The 20019-nt window shown below is 63.6% G+C and carries 16 protein-coding genes; 10 read left to right on the forward strand and 6 right to left on the reverse strand.

The window, feature by feature from the left end:
* Positions 1-1398: a VOC family protein gene (locus LGH82_RS17345; RefSeq protein WP_227343911.1), complete on the reverse strand. Its 1398-nt coding sequence runs from the start codon at positions 1396-1398 to the stop codon at positions 1-3.
* Positions 1399-1498: 100 nt separating this feature from the next.
* On the opposite strand from LGH82_RS17345, the gene LGH82_RS17350 reads away from it, so the two are divergent.
* Positions 1499-2416 (forward strand): LysR family transcriptional regulator, encoded by a 918-nt coding sequence (locus tag LGH82_RS17350; protein WP_227343912.1) that lies wholly within the window; start codon positions 1499-1501, stop codon positions 2414-2416.
* 83 nt (positions 2417-2499) lie between these two features.
* On the opposite strand, the gene LGH82_RS17355 is transcribed toward LGH82_RS17350, so the two are convergent.
* The 3 genes from LGH82_RS17355 to LGH82_RS17365 form a co-directional block, all read right to left on the reverse strand.
* The gene (locus tag LGH82_RS17355; RefSeq protein ID WP_227343913.1) at positions 2500-3537 is read right to left on the reverse strand and encodes an ABC transporter substrate-binding protein; all 1038 of its coding nucleotides are present in this window, start codon (positions 3535-3537) and stop codon (positions 2500-2502) included.
* 83 nt (positions 3538-3620) lie between these two features.
* Positions 3621-4442 carry an ABC transporter permease gene (locus tag LGH82_RS17360; protein ID WP_227343914.1) on the reverse strand — a complete coding sequence of 274 codons (822 nt, stop codon included), beginning with the start codon at positions 4440-4442 and terminating at the stop codon, positions 3621-3623.
* Entirely contained in the window at positions 4439-5272 is an 834-nt protein-coding gene (locus tag LGH82_RS17365; protein WP_227343915.1) for an ABC transporter permease, read from the reverse strand. The genes LGH82_RS17360 and LGH82_RS17365 overlap by 4 nt, the downstream gene beginning before the upstream one ends.
* 259 nt (positions 5273-5531) lie before the next feature.
* Here LGH82_RS17365 and LGH82_RS17370 point away from each other — a divergent pair, with 259 nt between their 5' ends.
* From LGH82_RS17370 to LGH82_RS17410, 9 genes are all read left to right on the forward strand, one after another.
* A complete protein-coding gene (locus LGH82_RS17370) occupies positions 5532-6338 on the forward strand; it encodes an IclR family transcriptional regulator (protein WP_227343916.1) in 807 nt (268 codons plus the stop codon).
* 25 nt (positions 6339-6363) lie between these two features.
* Positions 6364-7170 (forward strand): inositol monophosphatase family protein, encoded by an 807-nt coding sequence (locus tag LGH82_RS17375; RefSeq protein WP_227343917.1) that lies wholly within the window; start codon positions 6364-6366, stop codon positions 7168-7170.
* A gap of 143 nt (positions 7171-7313) precedes the next feature.
* On the forward strand, positions 7314-8276 hold the full coding sequence (locus LGH82_RS17380) for an NUDIX hydrolase (RefSeq protein ID WP_227343918.1): 963 nt from the start codon (positions 7314-7316) through the stop codon (positions 8274-8276).
* 66 nt (positions 8277-8342) lie between these two features.
* Positions 8343-9317, forward strand: coding sequence for a quinolinate synthase NadA (gene nadA, locus LGH82_RS17385; RefSeq protein WP_227349618.1), 975 nt, complete (start codon positions 8343-8345; stop codon positions 9315-9317).
* On the forward strand, positions 9314-10852 hold the full coding sequence (locus LGH82_RS17390; protein WP_227343919.1) for an L-aspartate oxidase: 1539 nt from the start codon (positions 9314-9316) through the stop codon (positions 10850-10852). Before nadA ends, LGH82_RS17390 begins: the two co-directional genes overlap by 4 nt.
* Before the next feature lie 3 nt (positions 10853-10855).
* A complete protein-coding gene (gene nadC, locus LGH82_RS17395) occupies positions 10856-11704 on the forward strand; it encodes a carboxylating nicotinate-nucleotide diphosphorylase (RefSeq protein ID WP_227343920.1) in 849 nt (282 codons plus the stop codon).
* A gap of 480 nt (positions 11705-12184) precedes the next feature.
* Positions 12185-16309: a Pls/PosA family non-ribosomal peptide synthetase gene (locus LGH82_RS17400; protein WP_227343921.1), complete on the forward strand. Its 4125-nt coding sequence runs from the start codon at positions 12185-12187 to the stop codon at positions 16307-16309.
* Positions 16306-16755, forward strand: coding sequence for a GNAT family N-acetyltransferase (locus tag LGH82_RS17405; RefSeq protein WP_227343922.1), 450 nt, complete (start codon positions 16306-16308; stop codon positions 16753-16755). Before LGH82_RS17400 ends, LGH82_RS17405 begins: the two co-directional genes overlap by 4 nt.
* A 56-nt stretch (positions 16756-16811) precedes the next feature.
* Positions 16812-17411 carry a 4'-phosphopantetheinyl transferase family protein gene (locus LGH82_RS17410; RefSeq protein ID WP_227343923.1) on the forward strand — a complete coding sequence of 200 codons (600 nt, stop codon included), beginning with the start codon at positions 16812-16814 and terminating at the stop codon, positions 17409-17411.
* A 12-nt stretch (positions 17412-17423) separates the two neighbouring features.
* Here the strand turns inward: LGH82_RS17410 and LGH82_RS17415 are convergent.
* Together LGH82_RS17415 and LGH82_RS17420 are read right to left on the reverse strand one after the other, a co-directional pair.
* Positions 17424-18372 (reverse strand): IS630 family transposase gene (locus LGH82_RS17415; RefSeq protein WP_227343924.1). Its coding sequence is split into 2 segments (ribosomal slippage): positions 17424-18030 and positions 18029-18372, totalling 951 coding nucleotides; the frame shifts between segments, so codons are not numbered across the junction.
* Positions 18373-18525: 153 nt separating this feature from the next.
* Positions 18526-20019, reverse strand: coding sequence for an efflux transporter outer membrane subunit (locus LGH82_RS17420; protein ID WP_227343925.1), 1494 nt, complete (start codon positions 20017-20019; stop codon positions 18526-18528).

Below are 20019 nucleotides of genomic sequence, written 5' to 3' on the forward strand. Positions count from 1 at the left end.
TCAGCCCAGGCTGCCGGCTGTCTCCAGCCTCGCCAGGCACTGCGCGATCGATGCCTTCTCGATGCCGGCATAGTGGTCGAACTCGTTGAGCACGGTGGCGCCCAGGGCCTGCTCGAAGCGCTTCTGGTTGGGGCTGGCGACGAATTCCTGTCCGGCGCCGTCGCCGAGATTGGACTGGAAGATGCCGGCGGCACTCACGGGAAGAAAATCCTCGTAGACGATGGGATCGAAGCGGACGCTTCCCGCAGCCACCATCGTCTCCAGATCGACGGACGCATCAGGCATACGGCCATCGGCATCGCCGGCACGATAGCTGAAATAGCCGAGGCCACGCCGCCGGATCTCGTCCCAATTATCCGGGAAGGCCCGGAATGCTGCTTCGAGCGCCGCGCGATACTCGTCCGCGTTAGAGCCATCCGACGCAGGCCGCACATGGGCCCGCGCCTCGTTCAGCAGGCGGTCGTAGAGCGCGCGGCCCTTCGGCGTCAGGGCGATGCCGCGCTGCTCGATCTCGCCGAAGCGCGCGGTGTGCGAGCCGACCTCGAAAGAGCCGTCGGCATTGGGGAAGGAAACGCTTTCCTCAAGCGCCTTGAAGGAGGTCTGGCGCAGCAGGATCGGGCAGTCGCGCGCCGGCGGCCCCTCGATCACCGCCTTGGGCGTGATGCCGTGGTCGAGCATCAGTCTTTGCACGGCATCGATGTCGAGCGTGCGTGGCGTCAGATGATTGATATGCGGCACCTTGAAGGAGACGACATCGGCGACCAGCCGGTGCGCATTATGGAACCTGCCGTACAGCTCCCGATCGACGCTCGCCTGCTTGTGCCAGCGGAAGGTGTTCAGCACCTCAGTGATAAAGCGCGTGGCATCGCCGGCATCCAGGCCACCATCGGCTTCCGCCTTTTCCACCAGCGATACGGCGGCATCGGAAAAGATGCGGCGCTTCGCCAGTATCTTCCGGGCCTCCTCACGCAGTTCCTCGTCCTCGATCAGGTCGAGCCGCAGCAGCGAGGTAAAGACACGAAAAGGGTTTTGCCGAAGTGCCGAGTCGCCGACTGGACGAAAAGCGGTCGAATGGACGGGAACGCCGGCTTCGCTCAGATCATAGTAGCCGACAGGAAACATGCCCATCACCGCGAACACCCTGCGCATCATCGCAAGCTCGGCATCCGTGCCAACACGGATGGCGCCATGGCGCTCCTCGGAGACGCGGTCGAGCGTGCCGGTCGCAGCCAAGCTTGCGCGCAGCGCCGGGTTTTGAGCGAGCGTGCGGGCATTGACCTCGGCCACCAGCGACAACAGCGCGCCATAGGCCGGCACCTCGGCGCGGTACATTGCCGACATGGCGGCCGAAAAGGCCGCGCGGATGTCATCCGACGACATGAACTGGGTTGCGGTCATGGAGAGCATCCTCACACTGTGATCATTCCCAAGGGGTATCATATCGTTTTCCTTCTTCCTCCAATTGCGATAAATTCGACTGGGTTGATGCGAGAATGGAATGATCTCCAACAGACGACTGATCCCTGACATCGAGAAGCTGCAAGCCTTCGAGTGCGCGGCCCGCCATGGCAGTTTCACGCAGGCGGCCAGCGAACTCAGCCTGACGCAGAGTGCCGTCAGTCGCCAGATCAAGGAACTGGAAGCGCAGCTGGGCGTGCTCTTGTTCGAGCGCGTGCGCCAGCGCGTGGTTCTGTCGAGTGTCGGGCAGCGATTCCTGCCGGAGGTGCGCCGGCTGCTTGCCGACACGGAAGAAACCATGCTGCGCGCCATGACCGGGTCGCAGGCGACGTCGCTCAGCCTCGCGACCTTGCCGACATTCGGCAGCCGCTGGCTGGTGCCGCGACTGCCGGACTTCCTGGCTGGCAATCCGGGCGTGGTCGTCAATGTCGCATCACGTTCGGCACCGTTCGACCTAGAAGAGCAAGCCTTCGACGCCGCGATACACTATGGCAAGCCGGTGTGGGCCAATGCCCGCTGCCGATACATCTGCCGCGAGGTGATCCTGCCGGTGGCGAGCCCGGGCTTCCTGGCCGGCCGCTCCGTCGACAGCCCGGCCGATCTCGCGGCCGGCCCATTGCTGCACCTCGCCACGCGGCCGAAAGCCTGGGTCAACTGGTTCCAGTCGACCGGCATGGATGGCGGCGGCGCCTATCATGGCCACCGCTTCGACCAGTTCACCATGGTGATCGAGGCCGCGGCAGCAGGGCTCGGCTTCGCGCTGCTGCCGCGCTATCTCATCGAAAAAGAGCTCGACGAAGGCCAGTTGCAGGTGGTGTTCGACCTGCCGATGACCACCGAGAACAGCTATTATTTCGTGATGCCCGAAGGCAAGCTGGAACACCCCCTGGCGAACCGCTTCTATGAGTGGATTGCCGGCAAGGTCTCCACGCAGCCCGAGGCGCCCTCAACTCTATAGCCGGCAAATTACCAGCGGTCCCCGCAGCTGTGTGCGCCACCCGAGCAGTCCGATGCGCGGGTGGCGATATCAGCCAACAAGTCTTACCTGGCGAGCTTGTCCCAGCCTTCGGCGATGTTCTTGATCGCGCCGGAGAAGCTGGCGAGGCTGGTCGGGAAGCGGACCTTCTCATAGGCGCTTGCCGGCAACATCCTGGCCTTCACCGCGTCCGACAATGCGATATCGCGAGTCGGGTGTGCATAGCCCTCGGCCAGCAGGTGCTGACCCTCATCCGAGAACAGGAAGTCGATTGCGACCTTGGCTGCATTGGGATGCGGAGCGGCCGTGCTGATATACTGGGCAAACAGCATGCCGACAGTGCCGTCGGTCGGGATGATCACCTGAAGCGGCAGGCCGGTGGCGTCGCGCTTGGCAAAGCCGTCGAAGTCGTAGACCAGCGAGATCGGGCATTCGCCCTTCTGCACCGAGGCCACATTCAGCACCACGCCATTGCGCAGATTGCCGGTGTCGCGCAGTTGCTTGAACCAGTCGAGGCCTGGCTGCACATTGCCCTCCCCGCCGCCATTCGCGTAGGCCGCGGCCAGGACGGAAGCCGTCGCGTAGCTGGAGATGCGCGGGTCGCGGCTACAGACCATGTCCTTGTAGTCGGGCTTCAGCAGGTCGTTCCACGTCCGCGGGGCGACCTTGACCTTGTCGGTATTTACGAGGAAGGCGATAGCGCCCCAGTAGGACGAGGCCCAGCGGCCATCGGCATCCTTGTACTGCGGCTTGATGCTATCCCAGGACGCATTCTTGTAGCTGGCGGCAAGGCCGTTCTCCAGCAGACGCCCTGTGAAATCATAGCCTATATCGGCGATGTCCATCACCGGCGCGTCCTTCTCCGCCAGGAGATGGGTGATCTGTTCGGCCGAGGTCATGTCGGTGTCGACATGCTTGAGACCGAACTTGCTCTCGATCTCGCCGAAGATGGCGCCGAGATTGACCCAGTCATCCGACATGCCATAGCTGACATATTGGCCCTCGGCCTTGGCTGCCGCGAGCGTGTCCTGGGCCATTGCCGGCAACGCCTGGAACGCAAAGGCGCTGGCGCCAAGAAGCACGGCTAACAGTCTCTTGTTCATTTCAACTCTCCAAATGCGGGTCGATCTCGATCTGCCTTCGCGCCCGCTCGCGACGGCATGTCTGGGATGCAGGCCTTGCCGCGCTAGCGGCTCCGGGTTGGGCTGTCGTTTTGCCGATTTCGGGCCGGCCGCCCGGCCGTCCAGAGGATGGCGAGCGAAATGATCCAGGCGATCACGAAACTCATCAGTGCCAGCGCGCTGGCCTGCCGCGCATCGGAACGCGTGAATTCGACGAGATAGATCGGAAACGTCTTCAGCCGCGTGCCGATCAGCAGATTGGCCAGGACGAACTCGGAAAAGACCGCCGAGAGCACCAGCAGGCAGCCATTGACGATGCCGGAGGCGATGTTGGGCACGATGACCCAGGCAAGGACCTGAAGCGGACTTGCGCCGAGGCTTTGCGCGGCCTCGACAAGCAGGCGCGTGTCCACGCTCTCCAGCGTGTTCATGACAGCGCGGTACATGAAGGGCAGTGTGACGATCACATAGGCCGCGATCAGGATGTTGGGCGTGTTGATGAGCGGTAGCGGCAGTTTCGAGTAGAGCCGGATCAGGCCGAGCGCCAGCACGACTCCCGGCAGCGAAAACGGCACGATCGACAGGAATTCGAGCCACGGCTTGGCGCGCGGAAGCCTTGTGTGGGCGAGATAAGCCGCCGGCGCCACGATGATCAGCGAAACCAGCATCGATGTCATGGCGACCCAGAACGAATTCATCAACGTGTCGGTGAAAGCCGAGCGTGACGCGACCTTGATCCACCAGTTCAGCGTCAGGCCCTCCGGCCACAGGGTGCGGTCCCAGCGCGTCGCGATGGAAAACAGCGCGGTGGCAATCACCGGAACAGTCATGAAGGCGACGAAGACGCCAATGACCGGCGCACGCCATGTGAGAGAGCCCGCGTTCATGCCTTGCGCCTCATCCGGCGCGCGAAATATTGGTAGGCGAGCAGGCAGACAGCCATCACCAGCAACGAGAGAATGGCCAGCGCATCCGCCAGGGATGGATCAAGCACGACTTCCCCGCGCACCAGGGCGGCGATCTGCACGGGTATGAGATTGACGTCAGACCCGGTCAGCGTCCAGGCGGTCGCGTAGGCGCCGAAGGCATTGGCAAACAGCAGGAAGAAGCTCGCCGATATCGCCGGCGCCAGGATGGGCAGGGCGATACGCACCCAATATTGCGATGTCGTGGCGCCGAGGATTTCGGCGGCCTCCCGCCATTCGGGCCGCAGGCCGAGGAGCGCCGGCATCACCAGCAGGATGGCGAGCGGGGTCTGGAAGTAGAGGTAGGCGATGCCGAGCCCAGTGATCGAGTAGATGCGGAAATCCGGATAGAGCTGGACTCCGAGATAGCCCAGCAGGAGCGTGACGAAGCCGGTCGATCCCAGCGTGATCACGAAAGCGAAGGCGAGCGGTGCGCCGCCGAAATTGGCGGCGACATTGGCGAGCGCCGTCATGGCATGGCGCATCGCGGGACTGCGGGAGGTGACGATGGCGTAGGCCACCACCGAACCGAAGAGGGTGCCGCCCAATGCCGTTGCGACGGCCAGTTTCAGGCTGTTGGTAAAAGCCGTCAGCGTCGTCGGCGTCAGGGCGCGTGCGAAATTGTCCAGCGTCGGGCCGCCTTCTCCGGTCAGGCTGGACCGCAGCAAGGTGAGGACCGGCAGGATCTCGAAAGCCATGACGAAGATGAGGAACGGCGCCAGACCGATCCATGCGAGCCAGGAGCGGTTCACGCGGCCTGTCATCATCCAACCGCAAGGGCTTTGCGATGGTCGCCCATACGATCATCGACAGGGCCATGAACGGCAGCGGAACGTCCCTTCCGCGATGTCGCGACTGTCAATTTCATAATGTGTTCCGATGGCTTTTCAGGTCCGGCGTCACACCGGTCTAAAAATGATGGCTCTTGCTATTGTTTAGTAATACTAAATCATGTTTACTATTAATTCATGAGACGCATGTCTGTTTGATGACGCCCGACAGGATTGTTCGATGAGTGGAGACCGATATCGGGTGCAAAGTGTCGGCCGCGCGCTCGACATCATCGACAAGATCGCCAACGCGGGAAAAGACGGTGCCCGCTTGACCGACCTGGCGCTGACGGCGGGAATCACCAAGGCAGCCGCTTATGCGATCCTGCTCAGCCTGAAGGCGGCCGGTATCGTGTCCGACACCGGCGAAGGCATGAGCAAGCGCTACCGGCTCGGTCTCGCACTGGTCCGGCTTGGCGATCTTGCGGCAGCCGGAACCGGCGTCGCCGAAGTCGCGATGCCGGTGCTGCGCCAGCTGACGCAGGCGACCGGCATCACCTCGCGCGTGGCGATATGGGACGAGGATGCGGCCGTCGTCGTCGGCCGGGCCGATGCGCCCGACGCCATTCGCTTCGATGCCGCGCTTGGACGACGCGAGCGGCCGCATTGTTCGGCGGTCGGCAAGATATTTCTCGCGGCGATGCCTCGCCAGCAGGCGATCGACATACTCGAGCGCACAGGCTATTCGGCCCGCACACCCAAGACGCTCAGCACGATGCCGGCGCTGACATCAGCGCTCGATACGGTCGTCTCCCGCCACTATGCGCTGGACGACGAGGAAGATCATGCGGGGGTCGTCTGCATAGCGGCGGCGATCTTCGGCCATGACGGCGCGGCCATCGGCGCGATCAGCGTCACCACGCTCAAGCAATTGCTGCCGGATCACGCTTTGCCGCCGTTGACCCGTTCGCTCATCGACCATGCGGACCGGATTTCGGTGGCGCTTGGCGGCTTGCCGGCAGCGGCGTCATGGCCGGCGAAGGCATGACCGCGTCGGCCGGAGAGTATCGCCAATGCCCTTGAGTGAGATCGACCTTACCAGACGTTTCGACTTCGCCGTTGCGTTGGCCAGGCAGGCGGGTGCCGTGGCCATGCACCACTTTCGCAAGGGTGGGGATCTGCGGACGGTCGAGAAAGGCCCGCAGGACCTTGTCACCATCGCGGACCATGAAGTCGATTGCCTGATCCGCCATTCGATTGCCGAACATTATCCCGATGACGGAATCCTGACCGAAGAATCGGGAGGGATGATTGCAGCGAGGACCTGGGTGGTCGACCCCATAGACGGCACCGGAAATTTCGCGCGCGGCATTGCAAGCTTCGCGATTTCCATCGCCTTCAGCGTTGGCGGCACCACCGAGATTGGCATCGTGTACGACCCCGTGGCGGATGAGATGTTCACGGCACGGCGCGGCCACGGTGCTTTCTGCAATGGCGCGCCGATGCATGTCAGCGCGACACAGGACATCCGGCGGGCGGCCGTGGAAGCCGGCTATTCGCGCAAGGCGCCGCTGGCCGACTATCTGGCCCTGCTCGACCGTCTTCTCGATGCCGGCTGCGAATTCATGCAATTCGGCTCTGCGGCGCGCGGGCTCGCGCAGGTCGCCTCTGGGCGTATCGACGCCTATGTCGAAGCCCATCTCTTCGCCTGGGATGTGCTGGCGGGGTTGCTGCTGGTGGAAGAGGCCGGCGGGCGCACGACCGGTTTTCCGCTTATCGGGGACGGACAATACGGTCTGGCCGTTTTCGCCTCCACACCGGGCATCGAGACGCCGTTGCGCGCGATCGTCGATGCCCAGCGAAAGACAAGGCAACCCTAGGCAGGCGGTAAATGCCGGCTTATGCGGAGCTACCCCCGGAACGGCTGCAATGTTGACGGGCGCAAGGCAGCAGTCCACTTTTTGGCAAGCTCGACGACGTCAGGCGACTTCATATCGGAATTCAGTCGAAACCAGTGCAGGACATGACCAGACAAGCCGCCAAACAGCCCGCTGGAGATAACCGCAGCCAGACGGTCAGCGCGGATCTGATCGCGGTCGTGATCGCCGTGACGGATGGCAAGCCACGCGTGCTGACCGTTGGCCATGAAGGTGCCTTGCCATCGGGCCCGTTCGAGCTTGGCCATCGCTCCCTGCAGTCCGGACTCAGGGCATGGGTGGAGCGCCAGACCCACCATCCGCTGGGCTATATCGAACAGCTCTATACATTCGCGGACCGCGACAGGATCGGCGACGAGCCTGTGCAACGGGTGATTTCGATCAGCTATCTCGGACTGACGCGCGAAGAGCCGGCGGACGGGCCGACGACGCATAGCTGGCGCAACTGGTATGACTACTTCCCATGGGAGGATCACCGCGCCGGCGTGCCATCTATTTTGCCGGCTATCTTGATGCCACGCCTACGGGCCTGGGCCGACGAGGCGAAGACCACCGACATGCGAGATGACCGCAGGCAGCGCGCGGCGATCGCCTTTGGCCTGGACGGCCGCGCCTGGAACGAGGAACTCGTCTTGCAGCGCTACGAACTGCTCTATGAGGCCGCGCTGGTGGCGGAAGCCTTGCGTGGGCCAGGTACCGGCGGCGCGCCGCCCTTCCCCGGCCAGCCGATGATTGCCGACCACCGCCGTATCCTGGCGACGGGAATTGCCAGGCTTCGGACCAAGATCAAATACCGCCCGGTCGTGTTCGAGCTGATGCCGCCGGCATTCACGTTGCTTCAGCTGCAACGCACCGTGGAGGCGCTGTCCGGCGGGCTCGTGCACAAGCAGAATTTCCGGCGCCTCATCGAACAGCAGGACCTGGTCGAGGAGACCGGCGAGACGATGTCCGACACCGGCGGGCGCCCGGCGAAGCGCTTCCGCTTCCGCCAGACGGTGCTGGCTGAACGCGCTGTCGCAGGAACGAAATTACCACTTTCGCGCGCTTGACATTCCTTATGCTCAAGTTAAGCATATGCTCCTCTTATACTCAACTGGAGCATAATTAGCGCCATGATGACCACCGTTTCCGCACGCAGCGTCGCCCTGTACGACCGGGTCAAGCGCGTCATTCCTCCCATTGAGTGGCCGGTGTTTGCCGGGGATGTCGAGGCCATCCTTGACCTCAAGCGGCAGCGCAACGCCGTCATCCTGGCGCATAATTATCAGACGCCGGAGATCTTCCACTGCGTCGCCGACATCGTCGGCGACAGCCTGGCACTCGCCCGCAAGGCGATGACGGTCGAAGCAGACGTCATCGTTCTCGCCGGGGTGCATTTCATGGCCGAGACGGCAAAATTGCTCAACCCGGACAAGACCGTGCTCATACCGGACACGCGAGCCGGCTGCTCGCTCGCCGATTCCATCACCCCCGAGGATGTCCGCTTGCTGCGGCAGCGCTATCCCGGGGTACCGATCGTCACCTATGTCAACACCTCCGCCGCCGTGAAGGCGGAGTCCGACATCTGCTGCACGTCAGGCAATGCCAAGGCTGTCGTGGAGGCGCTCGGCGTTCCCCAGGTGATCATGCTGCCGGATGAATATCTGGCTCAGAATATCGCCGCGCAGACCGCCGTGAAAATCATCGCCTGGAAGGGCCATTGCGAGGTGCATGAGCGGTTCAGCCCCGCCGAGATCCGCCAGTTGCGCGAAGACCATCCTGGCGTGACGGTGCTGGCGCACCCCGAATGTCCGCCGGAAGTGGTCGCGGAAGCGGATTTCTCTGGCTCGACGGCTGCCATGTCCGACTATGTCGGACGACAAAAGCCGGCGCGAGTCGTGCTGATGACAGAGTGCTCGATGAGCGACAATGTCGCGGTGGATCATCCCGACGTGGAGTTCATCCGCCCCTGCAATCTGTGCCCGCACATGAAGCGGATCACGCTGGGCAATATCCGCGAGGCTCTCGAGCAAAACCGGCATGTCGTGACTATCGATGCCGGGATTGCCGGCCGGGCGCGGCTCGCCGTCGAGCGGATGCTGGCTATATGACCATGGATATTCATGCTGGTGACGGCCGACCGGTCATCATCGGCGGCGGCATCGCCGGGCTGATGACCGCGCTTCACCTGGCGCCGGAGCCCGTGCTGCTCCTGTCGAAATCCGCCTTGGGCAAGGACGCATCCAGCACCCTGGCGCAAGGCGGCCTGGCGGCCAGCCTTGGCGCCGACGACAATCCCGCACTGCATCTCGCCGATACGCTCGCTGCCGGCGATGGCCTATGCGATATCCATGCCGCAAGCAGCATCGTGCATGCTGCCCAGGCCGAGATCGAGGCGCTGGCCGGTCTTGGCGTTCGCTTCGATCGCGATCGAAACGGAGCGCCATTGCTCGGCCTGGAGGCCGCGCATTCGCGGCACCGCATCGTTCATGCCGCGGGAGATGGCACCGGCCGCGAATTGGTGCGGGCGCTGACCGCCGCCGTCCTCAACACGCCGAGCATCACGGTGGCCACGGGCATGGAGGCGCGACGGCTGATCGTCCATGATGGCGCCATGGCAGGCGTGCTTGCCGAAGCGCCCAAAGGTCCAGTCCTGTTTGCCACGCAGCGCGTCGTCATCGCCACGGGCGGCATTGGCGGCCTGTTCCCAGATACGACAAACCCGCTTGGCTGCTTCGGCCAGGGCCTGGCGCTGGCGGCACGGGCCGGCGCGGAACTGGCCGACATGGAATTCATCCAGTTTCACCCAACCGCGCTCGACGGCCCGACCCGTCCCATGCATCTGGTCAGCGAGGCCGTGCGTGGCGAAGGCGCAATCCTGATTGACGAGGCCGGCCGGCGTTTTCTGGAAGGAGGCGATCTTGCGGCACGCGATATCGTGGCGCGCGCGGTCTGGAAACATCTCGCGGCGGGTCACAAGGTCTATCTCGATGCACGCCAAAGACCCGGCTCCGACTTCGCGTCCCGCTTTCCGGCGATTCATGCCTTCTGCAAGAATGCCGGCATCGACCCCGCGAGCGATCCCATTCCGATCCGCCCCGCCGCGCACTACCACATGGGCGGCATCGCGGTGGACGCGGCCGGACGGAGTTCCGTCGCCGGGCTGTGGGCTTGCGGCGAAGCCGCCTGTACCGGGCTTCATGGCGCCAACCGGCTGGCAAGCAACTCACTGACCGAGGCCGTGGTTTGCTCCAAGCGGGTTGCGCAAAGCGTTGCCGGCACGGCGGTCCGGCGCGACCGCCAGCCAGTCGCCGCAACCATGCCGCCACGGCCCGATCCCGCCTCCATTCGCCCGATCCTGGCGCGCACCCTGGGTGTGCTACGGAGCGGTGAAGACCTGGGCGACGCCATTGCCTCGCTCCTTCCCATCGCCCAGGGCCACGCCGCCGCGTCAGACCCGGCGGCGGTTGGCCTGATGATCGCAATCGCGGCTTTGCAGCGCGAGGAAAGCCGGGGCGCGCACTTCAGGACGGATTTCCCGCCGAAAGCCGCTGTAGCGCGGCGCTCGCGCCTGCGCCTGGACGAGGCGCTTGACGCGGCACGAGGCCTGCCTTTCGAAACATTCCCGCATGCCCGGAGCGCCTGAGCCATGAACCTTCCACAACTTCCCGCGATCATGTTCGAACCGCTGGTGCGCGCGGCACTGCTGGAAGATCTCGGCCGGGCTGGCGACCTGACCACCAATGCCATCGTCCCCGCGGATCATCTGGAAACCATGGTGATGACCACCCGCCAGCCCGGCAGGATTGCCGGCCTAGACCTCGCGGTGCTTGCCTTCCAACTGATCGATCCGGCAATCCAGGTGAAGATCGAGCGGCCCGACGGCAGCGCGGTCCAGGCGGGAGATGTCATCGCGACCGTGAGCGGCCCCGGCCGGGGCCTGCTGACGGCGGAGCGTACCGCGCTCAACTTCCTCAGCCATCTGAGCGGCATCGCCACGGCCACCGGCTCGGTCGTCGAGGCCGTGCGCGGACACAAGGCAAGGATCGTCTGCACCCGCAAGACGACACCTGGTTTGCGGGCGCTTGAGAAATACGCGGTGCGGGCCGGCGGTGGCTCGAACCATCGCTTCGGCCTCGACGACGCAGTACTGATCAAGGACAATCACATCGCCATCGCCAAGGGCATCCGCCCGGCGATCGAACGAGTGCGCGCCAGCGTCGGCCATCTTGTGAAGGTCGAAGTCGAGGTCGATACGCTGGACCAGCTCACCCAGGCCCTGGATCTTGGCGTTGACGCCGTCCTGCTCGACAACATGTCGCTGGAGGATCTCGGCAAGGCCGTTGCGATGGTCGACGGTCGGGCAATCACGGAGGCATCGGGACGCATAACACCCACGACAGCGCCCGCGATCGCCGCCACCGGCGTCGATCTCATCTCGATCGGCTGGCTGACGCACAGTGCGCCCGTGCTCGATATCGGGCTGGATTACCGCTAGCGCCTGTTCCATCCCGATGGAACCGGGATGGAGTTCTATCTCTGTGTTTGAGCATGATCTCGGACAAACGGGAACCGTTTGTCCGAGAAACAGCTTTTCGGGATCATGCTCTGGCGCCAAGCAACCCCAGCCTGGCTCATCCCGGCGTTTCAGAGCTTCCGTCCGCCCTCTGGAGGCGAAGGCGCGCCAGAAATGCCTCAGTTGGTCAAGAATCGGCCATAGAATACTGTTTTCGGACAGCCGGTCGCGTTCCCGATCACCGTTTTATGTGATATCGGCCGCCTCAGATGGGCGAGAGTCGGGGGTGACCGGCAGTTCCCGCTTAGAATTGCGAACTCTTCCTCCGCGCAAATCGCCATGGAGAAGAGATCAAGTGCAGTTGGGCAAAGTCAGCCGATAGACAATGCTTGCTGGGACAAGCGGCACAACGCCCCGCGTGAAAACATATGACCGACGAAGTTCGGCTTATGACTGGAAAGTATGGAAATGGATCATAGTGTTGATGGGGCCGAACTTGGCCGGGGCGCGGCGTCAATTTCTGGCGGCCAGCCCGAAGGAAAGACCGGCTCGGATGCCTCGGCAAGGATCATCGCTGCTCCCGGCATGATCGCACGCCCCCAGATTCTGACGGGCGCCGACTTTGCTCAACAAGGACAGCCTGATGAGCGGCTCGATAAAGTCTTCGAGCAACTGGCCACGACCTTCGCTTCGTTGCCGGCGGTGATCTCGGACGGGCGTGTCTGGACCTATCAGGAGCTGAACAAGCGGGCCAACCAGTTCGCCCGTCTGCTGATCAAGCGGGGCGTGCGGCCGGGTCACCGTGTCGGGCTCATTCTCGACCGGTCGGTCGAAACCTATATCGCCGTGCTTGCGGTGATGAAGGCGGGCGCGGCCTTCGTTCCGCTCGCCACCGCCTTCCCGCAAGAGCGCATGACGCTCATCATCGAAGACGCCAGCGTGGGACTGATCATCACCATCGCCGCCTACGCGTCGCGAGCCGATCAACTGCCCGTTCCCCATGTGCTGATCGACAGCGCCGCTTCCGAGATCGCCGCGCAGTCCGACGCGCCGCTGAAGCCACACAAGTCACCCGGCGACGATACCTGCTACATCCTCTACACGTCGGGCACGACCGGCCGGCCCAAGGGCGTGGTCATCAAGCACCAGAGCTTCGTCAACTTCGTGCGGGTCGCTGCCGTATCCTACGGATACCAGCCGGGCGATCGCGTCTATCAGGGCATGACCATCGCCTTCGACTTTTCCGCCGAGGAGATCTGGGTGCCCTTTGTCGCAGGCGCGACGGTCGTACCGGCGCCGGGCCAGCTGCCTCTCGTGGGCGAGGAACTCGCCGATTTCCTGCGCCACCATGACATCACCTGCATGGCCTGCAGCCCGACGCTTCTGTCGTCCATGGCAAGCGACGTGCCCAGCCTGCGCACGCTGCTGGTTGGGGGCGAGGCCTGCCCCCACAATCTGGTGGTGCGCTGGTCGAAGCCCGGACGGCAAATCCTCAACACCTATGGCCCGACTGAAGCCACCGTCACGGCAACGATGGGCGTGCTAACGCCCGACAGCGCTGTCACGATCGGTGCCCCGCTGCCCACCTACTCGATCGTCATTCTCGACCCCTCGGTGTCGGAGCTTGCCGCGCCTGGTGAACTGGGTGAGATCAGCATTGCCGGCATCGGGCTCGCCGTCGGCTATCTCAACAGGCCGGACCTGACCGAACAGAAATTCATTGCCGACTTCCTCGACCTGCCCAACAACCCGTCGAAGCGCATCTACCGGACGGGCGACCTTGGCCGGATCAACGATAACGGAGAGATCGAGTATAACGGGCGCATCGACACGCAGGTGAAGATCCGGGGATATCGCATCGAACTCGGCGAGATCGAGGCGGTGCTGCTGGACCAGCCCGACATCGCGCAGGCCGCCGTCACCACCTGGGAGATCGAGCCGGGCCGCGTCGAACTCGTCGCCTATTACGCACCGAAGACCGGCGTACCGGCGATCTCCCGTGCCGACCTCGCCCAGACGATGAAGCGACGCCTGCCGGATTACATGGTGCCCTCTTACCTGGAGGAGCTGCCGGCAATCCCGATGACGGTCTCCAACAAGGTGGACCTTCGCCAGTTGCCCAAGCCGACGAGCATTCGGCTTTCGGCCGATCGAATGATGGTAGCGCCCGGCAATGACGACGAACGCTTCCTGGCCGACGCGCTTTCCGCAGTGCTGAAATTCGATGAGGTGTCCGTCGAGGACAATTTCTTCGACGATCTCGGCGCCAACTCGCTGCTCATGGCCCATTTTTGCGCGCGCGTGCGCACCAGGAAGGAGTGGGCGACAACGTCGATGCGCGACATCTATCTTTATCCGACGGTGGCACGGCTGGCGAAACATCTGTGCGTGCCTGAAGAGATGACGACGGCCACCAATGAGCCGGTTCTGACCCACCGGACGTCGAACCTCGTCTACTGGACCTGCGGAATGGCGCAGTTGGCGTTCTACGGGCTCTACAGTTACGTTGGATTGTGGTCGCTCAACTACGGCCTCAACTGGGTCTATGATGCCCTCGACGAACCGCTGAAGCTCTACCTGCGCTGCGTGCTGCTTTCGGCAGGCGTGTTCTTCGGCATGACGGGCTTTGCCGTGCTTGCCAAATGGGTGCTCGTCGGCCGCTGGAAAGCGGAAGCATTTCCCATCTGGGGCCTGCGCTACTATCGCTTCTGGGTCGTCAAGACACTGATCCGTACGGCGCCCGTCGTGCTGTTCCGCGGCAGCCCGCTCTACAGCATCTACCTGCAGCTTCTCGGGACCAGGCTCGGGCGCAACGCCGTCATCGAATCCCGCTCCGTACCCGTCTGCACGGATCTGATCTCGATCGGCGACAACACGATCCTGCGCAAGGAATCAATGGTTCTCGGCTACCGCGCCCAGTCCGGCTATATCCATACCGGGCCGATCGCTATCGGCCGCGGCGCCTTCGTTGGCGTGGGATGCACCATCGATATCGACACCAGGATCGGCGACAACGCCCAGCTCGGCCATTCATCCTCGCTGCAGCGCGGGCAGAGCATTCCGGACGGCGAGCACTGGCATGGATCGCCGCCCGTGCCGACCACGGCCGACTATTGCAAGGTGCGCAACGTCAATCCGTCCCATGTCCGTCGCGTGCTCTACGAGACGGCGCAACTGGTGGTGCTGTTTACCCTCGTCACCCCGCTGCCGCTGCTCTTCCACAGCTATTGGCAGAATGTCAGCGACGACTACCAGGAGACGATCGGCATTGTCGCGATCGGCACCGTTGTCACGCTGTTCGGTTATATCGCCCTGGCCTTCCTTGCCGCGACGATCGTGCCGCGACTGGTGAGCCTGCTTCTGAAGCCCGGCCGCACCTATACGCTTTACGGTTTCCGCTACTGGCTGCAGACCGTCGCCGAATTCTCCAGCAATTCCCGCGTCCTCAATCTGCTGTTCGGCGACAGCTCGGCGATCGTGCACTACATGCGCGCCATCGGCTGGAACCTGAACACGGTGGTGCAGACCGGCTCCAACTTCGGCAGCAACCAGCAGCATGAAAATCCGCTGCTGTGCGACATCGGCAGCCAGACCATGGTGTCGGACGGTCTGTTCATGATCAACATGCACAAGTCCGCCACCGCCTTCAGGCTGGAGCCGACCCGAATTGGCGAACGCAACTATCTCGGCAACAACATCTACTATCCCCCGGACGGCCGCACCGGCGACAACTGCCTGCTCGGCACCAAGGTGATGATCCCCATCGACGGGCCTGTGCGCGAGAATGTCGGCCTGCTGGGTTCGCCTTCCTTTGAAATCCCGCGCATGGTGAACCGCGACAAGGAGCTTATCGCAGGCATAGACGAGCAAGACCGGCGCCAGAGCATCAGGCACAAGAACCTCTACAACGCCGTGACGGTGCTTCTGTTCGTGGCTGTTCAATGGGTCATGCTGTTCGCAACGCTGGTGATCTGGGATCGCGCGCTCAACTATTATACCGACTGGGCGGAGGTGGCGCTGTTCGTGGCCGTGCTGCTGACCTCGGCGATCACCATTCCGTTCTACATCCTCATCGAGCGGGCCAGCCTTGGCTTTGGCAGGCTGAAGCCGCAAATGACGACAATCTATGACGTTTCTTTCTGGCGCCATGAACGCCACTGGAAGCTGTCGGATTCGCCGATTGTCCGGCTGTTTGGCGGCACGCCATTCCGACCCTTGATCATGCGCCTGCTGGGCGTCAAAGTCGGCAAGAGGGTCTATGACGGCGGCAGCAACCTGACCGAACGCTCCCTGGTGGAGATCGGCGATGACGTCACCCTCAACGAAGGCTGTGTCATCCAGGCCCATTCGCTGGAGGAAGGCGCGTTCAAGTCCGACTTCATCCGCATCGGCAATGGCTGCACGCTCGGACCGTCCGCCTTCATCCATTACGGCGTGGTGATGGGTGACGGTTCGGTGGTCGACACCGATTCCTTCGTCATGAAGGGCGAAGAGTTGGAGCCAAACTCCCTATGGCGGGGCAATCCGGCCAAGCTGCACCGGTTCGTCACACCGGTTACGAACGGCGGTTCCGGGACTTCGGCTTGAAGCCCGCTGAAATCCGTCTGGTTTCCGTGACCAAGGCCAACCGTGCCCTGGTCACGGCTCTGGAACTTGCTCCGGAACAGACGGATTTCGTCGCGGGCAATGCCGACTCGCTGGAAGAGGCCGAAAGTGACGAGGACGCGCGGCCACGCGTCGTGATGGCTGACGGTCGCGCTGTCGGGTTCCTGATGTATGACGCCTCGGAGGACGACGCGCGGATCTACCGCTTCATGATCGACCGCGCCCACCAGGGCAAAGGTCATGGCAAGGCGGCATTGCGCGAATTGCTCGACGAGATCAGGGAGCTTGGCCACGTAAGACAGATATCGATCTGCTACGAGCCCGAGAATGAGGCTGCCCGAAACCTCTATCGCGACGCCGGCTTCGTGGAACAGGGGCTCGACGAGGATGGCGAAATGATCGCCGTCCTGCCGATGGGCGACCGTTGACGCCGTCCTCTTCCTCCGTTGCGAATTCATTGGCGGAGAAAGCACTATTGCAGGCGATGGCCGCGATGGCGCCGAGCGGTGTGCGGATCGGTTGCCGCTTGATCCGCGAAGGCGATGAAGCTCATCTGCTGCCCGATGAAGCGCGTTCGATCCCGGCACGCCAGCCGGCCATGCGGCGTGCGAGCGGAGCGGCCCGGTGGATCGCGCACGGGTTGCTGGCGGATATCGGCTTCAACGACTTTGCCATCCTGCGCACGCCATCGGGCGCGCCGGCGTGGCCCCAGGGGATAACGGGTTCGCTCGCGCATGACGACGAAATGGCCGTGGCGGCGGTCGCGCCTATTTCCCAGATCAGCTCACTCGGTATCGATGTCGAGCCCGCTCAGCCCCTCCCGGATGACATTTTCGCGATCGTCGGCACCGGTGCGGACGTGACGGGCGCGGTGGATCGGCATCTTGCCGGCCGCATCCTGTTTTCAGCCAAGGAAGCCGTTTACAAGGCTGTCTATCCGCTTGATCGCCAGATCCTGGGCTATGAGGATATCGCCGTCGACCTGAATGCAGGGTTCGCCACGACGAAGACGGGGCGCAGGGCGAGGCTCGCCTATTGCATTGCCCCGCGCGTGGTCGCCCTGGCCTTTGTCCGCGAAGGCTAGAGCAGAATCTGATCATTCCGGCTCATATCCTGTTGCGGCGAAGTAGTTGGCGCACTCGGTTGGTGTGAAGCAAGGCAGTGCGGCGCTGATGGTATCCCACAATTCCGCGACGGTTCGTGCGGCGGCTTTGCGTAGAATCGATTTCAGCTTGGAAAAGGCGTTCTCGATCGGGTTGAAGTCGGGGGAATAGGGCGGGAGGAACATCATCCTTGCGCCGGTTGCTTCGATCGCCACACGGGCGGCTGCGCTTTTGTGCGCCGGCAGGTTGTCGAGGATCACGACATCGTCGGGCCGCAGCGTCGGCACGAGAACCTGCTCGACATAGGCGACAAACCATTCGCCAGTCATCGGGCCGTCCAGGACCATTGGCGCGGTCATGCCAGTGAGGCGCAGGGCGCCGGTGAACGTCGTCGTCTTCCAATGGCCATGCGGGATTGGCGATCGGCACCGCATCCCGCGCTTCGTGCGCCCCCGCAGTCGAGCCATCTTTGTCGAGGCTCCGGTCTCGTCGATGAAGACCAGATGCTCGGGATCAAGATCGGGCTGGGCGTCGAACCAGGCGTTTCGTCGCGCCGCCACGTCTGGCCGCTCCTGCTCGCTGGCGTGCGCCGTTTTTTTTGAAGGTCATGGAGTGACGATCGAGAAACCGCCAGATCGTGCTCGTCGCAAACGACGCGCCATGCTCCTGTCGCAGCAACTCGGCGAGTTCGACCAGCGTGATGTCCACCCGCCTCTCGATCGCCGCCAGGATGATGTCGCGATACGCTTCAACGCGGTGGGACCGCCTGTCGCCGCCCTGCGGCTTTGCGCAGGTGGCTCCGGTCTCGCGCCATTCCCGGACCCAACGCACCGAGCTTGCCGCCGCCACGCCAAATCGCGCCGCTGCCGCCCGTCGCGACAGGCCGCCATCAACCGCTGCGACCACCCGAGCCCGCAAATCTTCCGATAAGGATTTCGCCATGCCATGCCGGCCTCCGAATCCAGCAGATATGCTGAATCAGATTTCCAATCCCAACGAAACCCCTATCGATTCTATCCGCTCGGATTTTGCTCTAGCCTCGCGTTTTCAATCAGCGTTTCCGTGGGAAAGAGCGGCCTCGCCAGTACCGGCCTTTCACTGCGCCGCCACCTTGGACGCCAGTCGCGGGCCGGTCTTGACGTCGACGATCTCCGGCTTCGCGGTGTCGACCGTGCCGTCCCAACCGCCGCCCAGCGCCTTGTTGAGCGCGATGTATTGCGTGGTGACCAAGACGCGGCTTTGCAGCATGGTGTCCTCGGCCGTGTAAAGCGACCGCTCGGCGTCGAGTACATCGAGAAGGCTCGCCTCGCCGGCCTTGAAGAGCGTGGTTTCGAGGCGGGCCGCCTCGCCATAGGATTTCGCGGAGGAGGCAAGTTTGCCGACCCTGATGCGCTCCTGCGACAGCGAAACAAGAGCATTCTCCACGTCCTCGAGCGCCGTCAGCACGGAAGACCGGTAGGCGATGAAATATTGGTCGCGTTGCGCCTTGGCGACGTCGACGGCCGCCTGCAACTGGCCGGCATTGAACAATGGCACGCTGAGCGCCGGCCCGAAGGACCAGCCGATCGACGAATTCTTGCCGAGGTCGCCGAGGTTCAGGGCCGCCGTGCTGATGTTTCCCGTCAGGCTGACCGAGGGATAGCGGGCCGCTTCGGCTTGGCCGATCTTGGTGGTATATTGCGCGTACTGGCGCTCCGCCATGCGCACGTCGGGACGCGACAGCAGGATGTCGGCGGGAATTCCGGTCGGCATCGGCAGGCGCGGCGCCGGTATCGGAGCGCCGCGCTTCAACCGCTCGCTGAGTGCGGCCGGCGGCCGGCCGGTGAGCACCGAAAGACGGTGGACGGCCTCGGCATAGCTTGCTTCCAGCGTTGGAATCGCCGCTTCGGTGCTGCTGGCCTGCCCCATGGCCTTGGCGACATCGGCGGCGGTTGCCGTGCCCGCCAGCGCCATCTGTCGGGTCAGTTCGGCGGTCTGCCTCTGCGATGCGGCGGAGCGCCGAGCGAGCGCGGTGCGGGCCTGATAGCCGCGCGCCTGGGCATAATAGGATGCCACGTCGCCGACCAGGGTCAGCAGGGTCGAGCGCAACTCCTCCTGGGACGCGTCCACACCATAGCGCGCGGCCTCGACGCCCCTGCGGTTGGCGCCGAACAGATCGAGTTCCCAGCTGGCGTCAAACCCGGCCTGGTATTCGCTGTAGATGGCGTTGCTGCCGGACGTCGTCACGGCCGACTTGTTGCGGGTGACGGAGCCGGAACCATCCGCTGACGGCAGCAATGTGCCGGCGCTCTGGCGATAGCTGGCGCGCGCCTCGCGGATCTTGGCTTTCGCGGTGGCAACGTCGAGGTTGCCGGCAACCGCTTCCTCGACGAGCGTGTTCAGTTGGGGATCACGCAGCCGCTGCCACCATTTCGCCAGTTGCGCCGGTTGGGCGGGCTTTGCCGGCTTCTGGCCGCTCCAGTTCGCCGGCATCGGCAATATGGGGACCTGATAATCCGGGCCGACGACGCATCCCGCGAGCAGGACAGCGCTGAAAATAGGCGCAAGGAGGTGCCTCGCGGCCACCGAGCCACGTTCTGAACCTGTCAT

This window comes from Mesorhizobium sp. PAMC28654, assembly GCF_020616515.1.
In the GTDB taxonomy this organism is placed as follows: domain Bacteria; phylum Pseudomonadota; class Alphaproteobacteria; order Rhizobiales; family Rhizobiaceae; genus Mesorhizobium.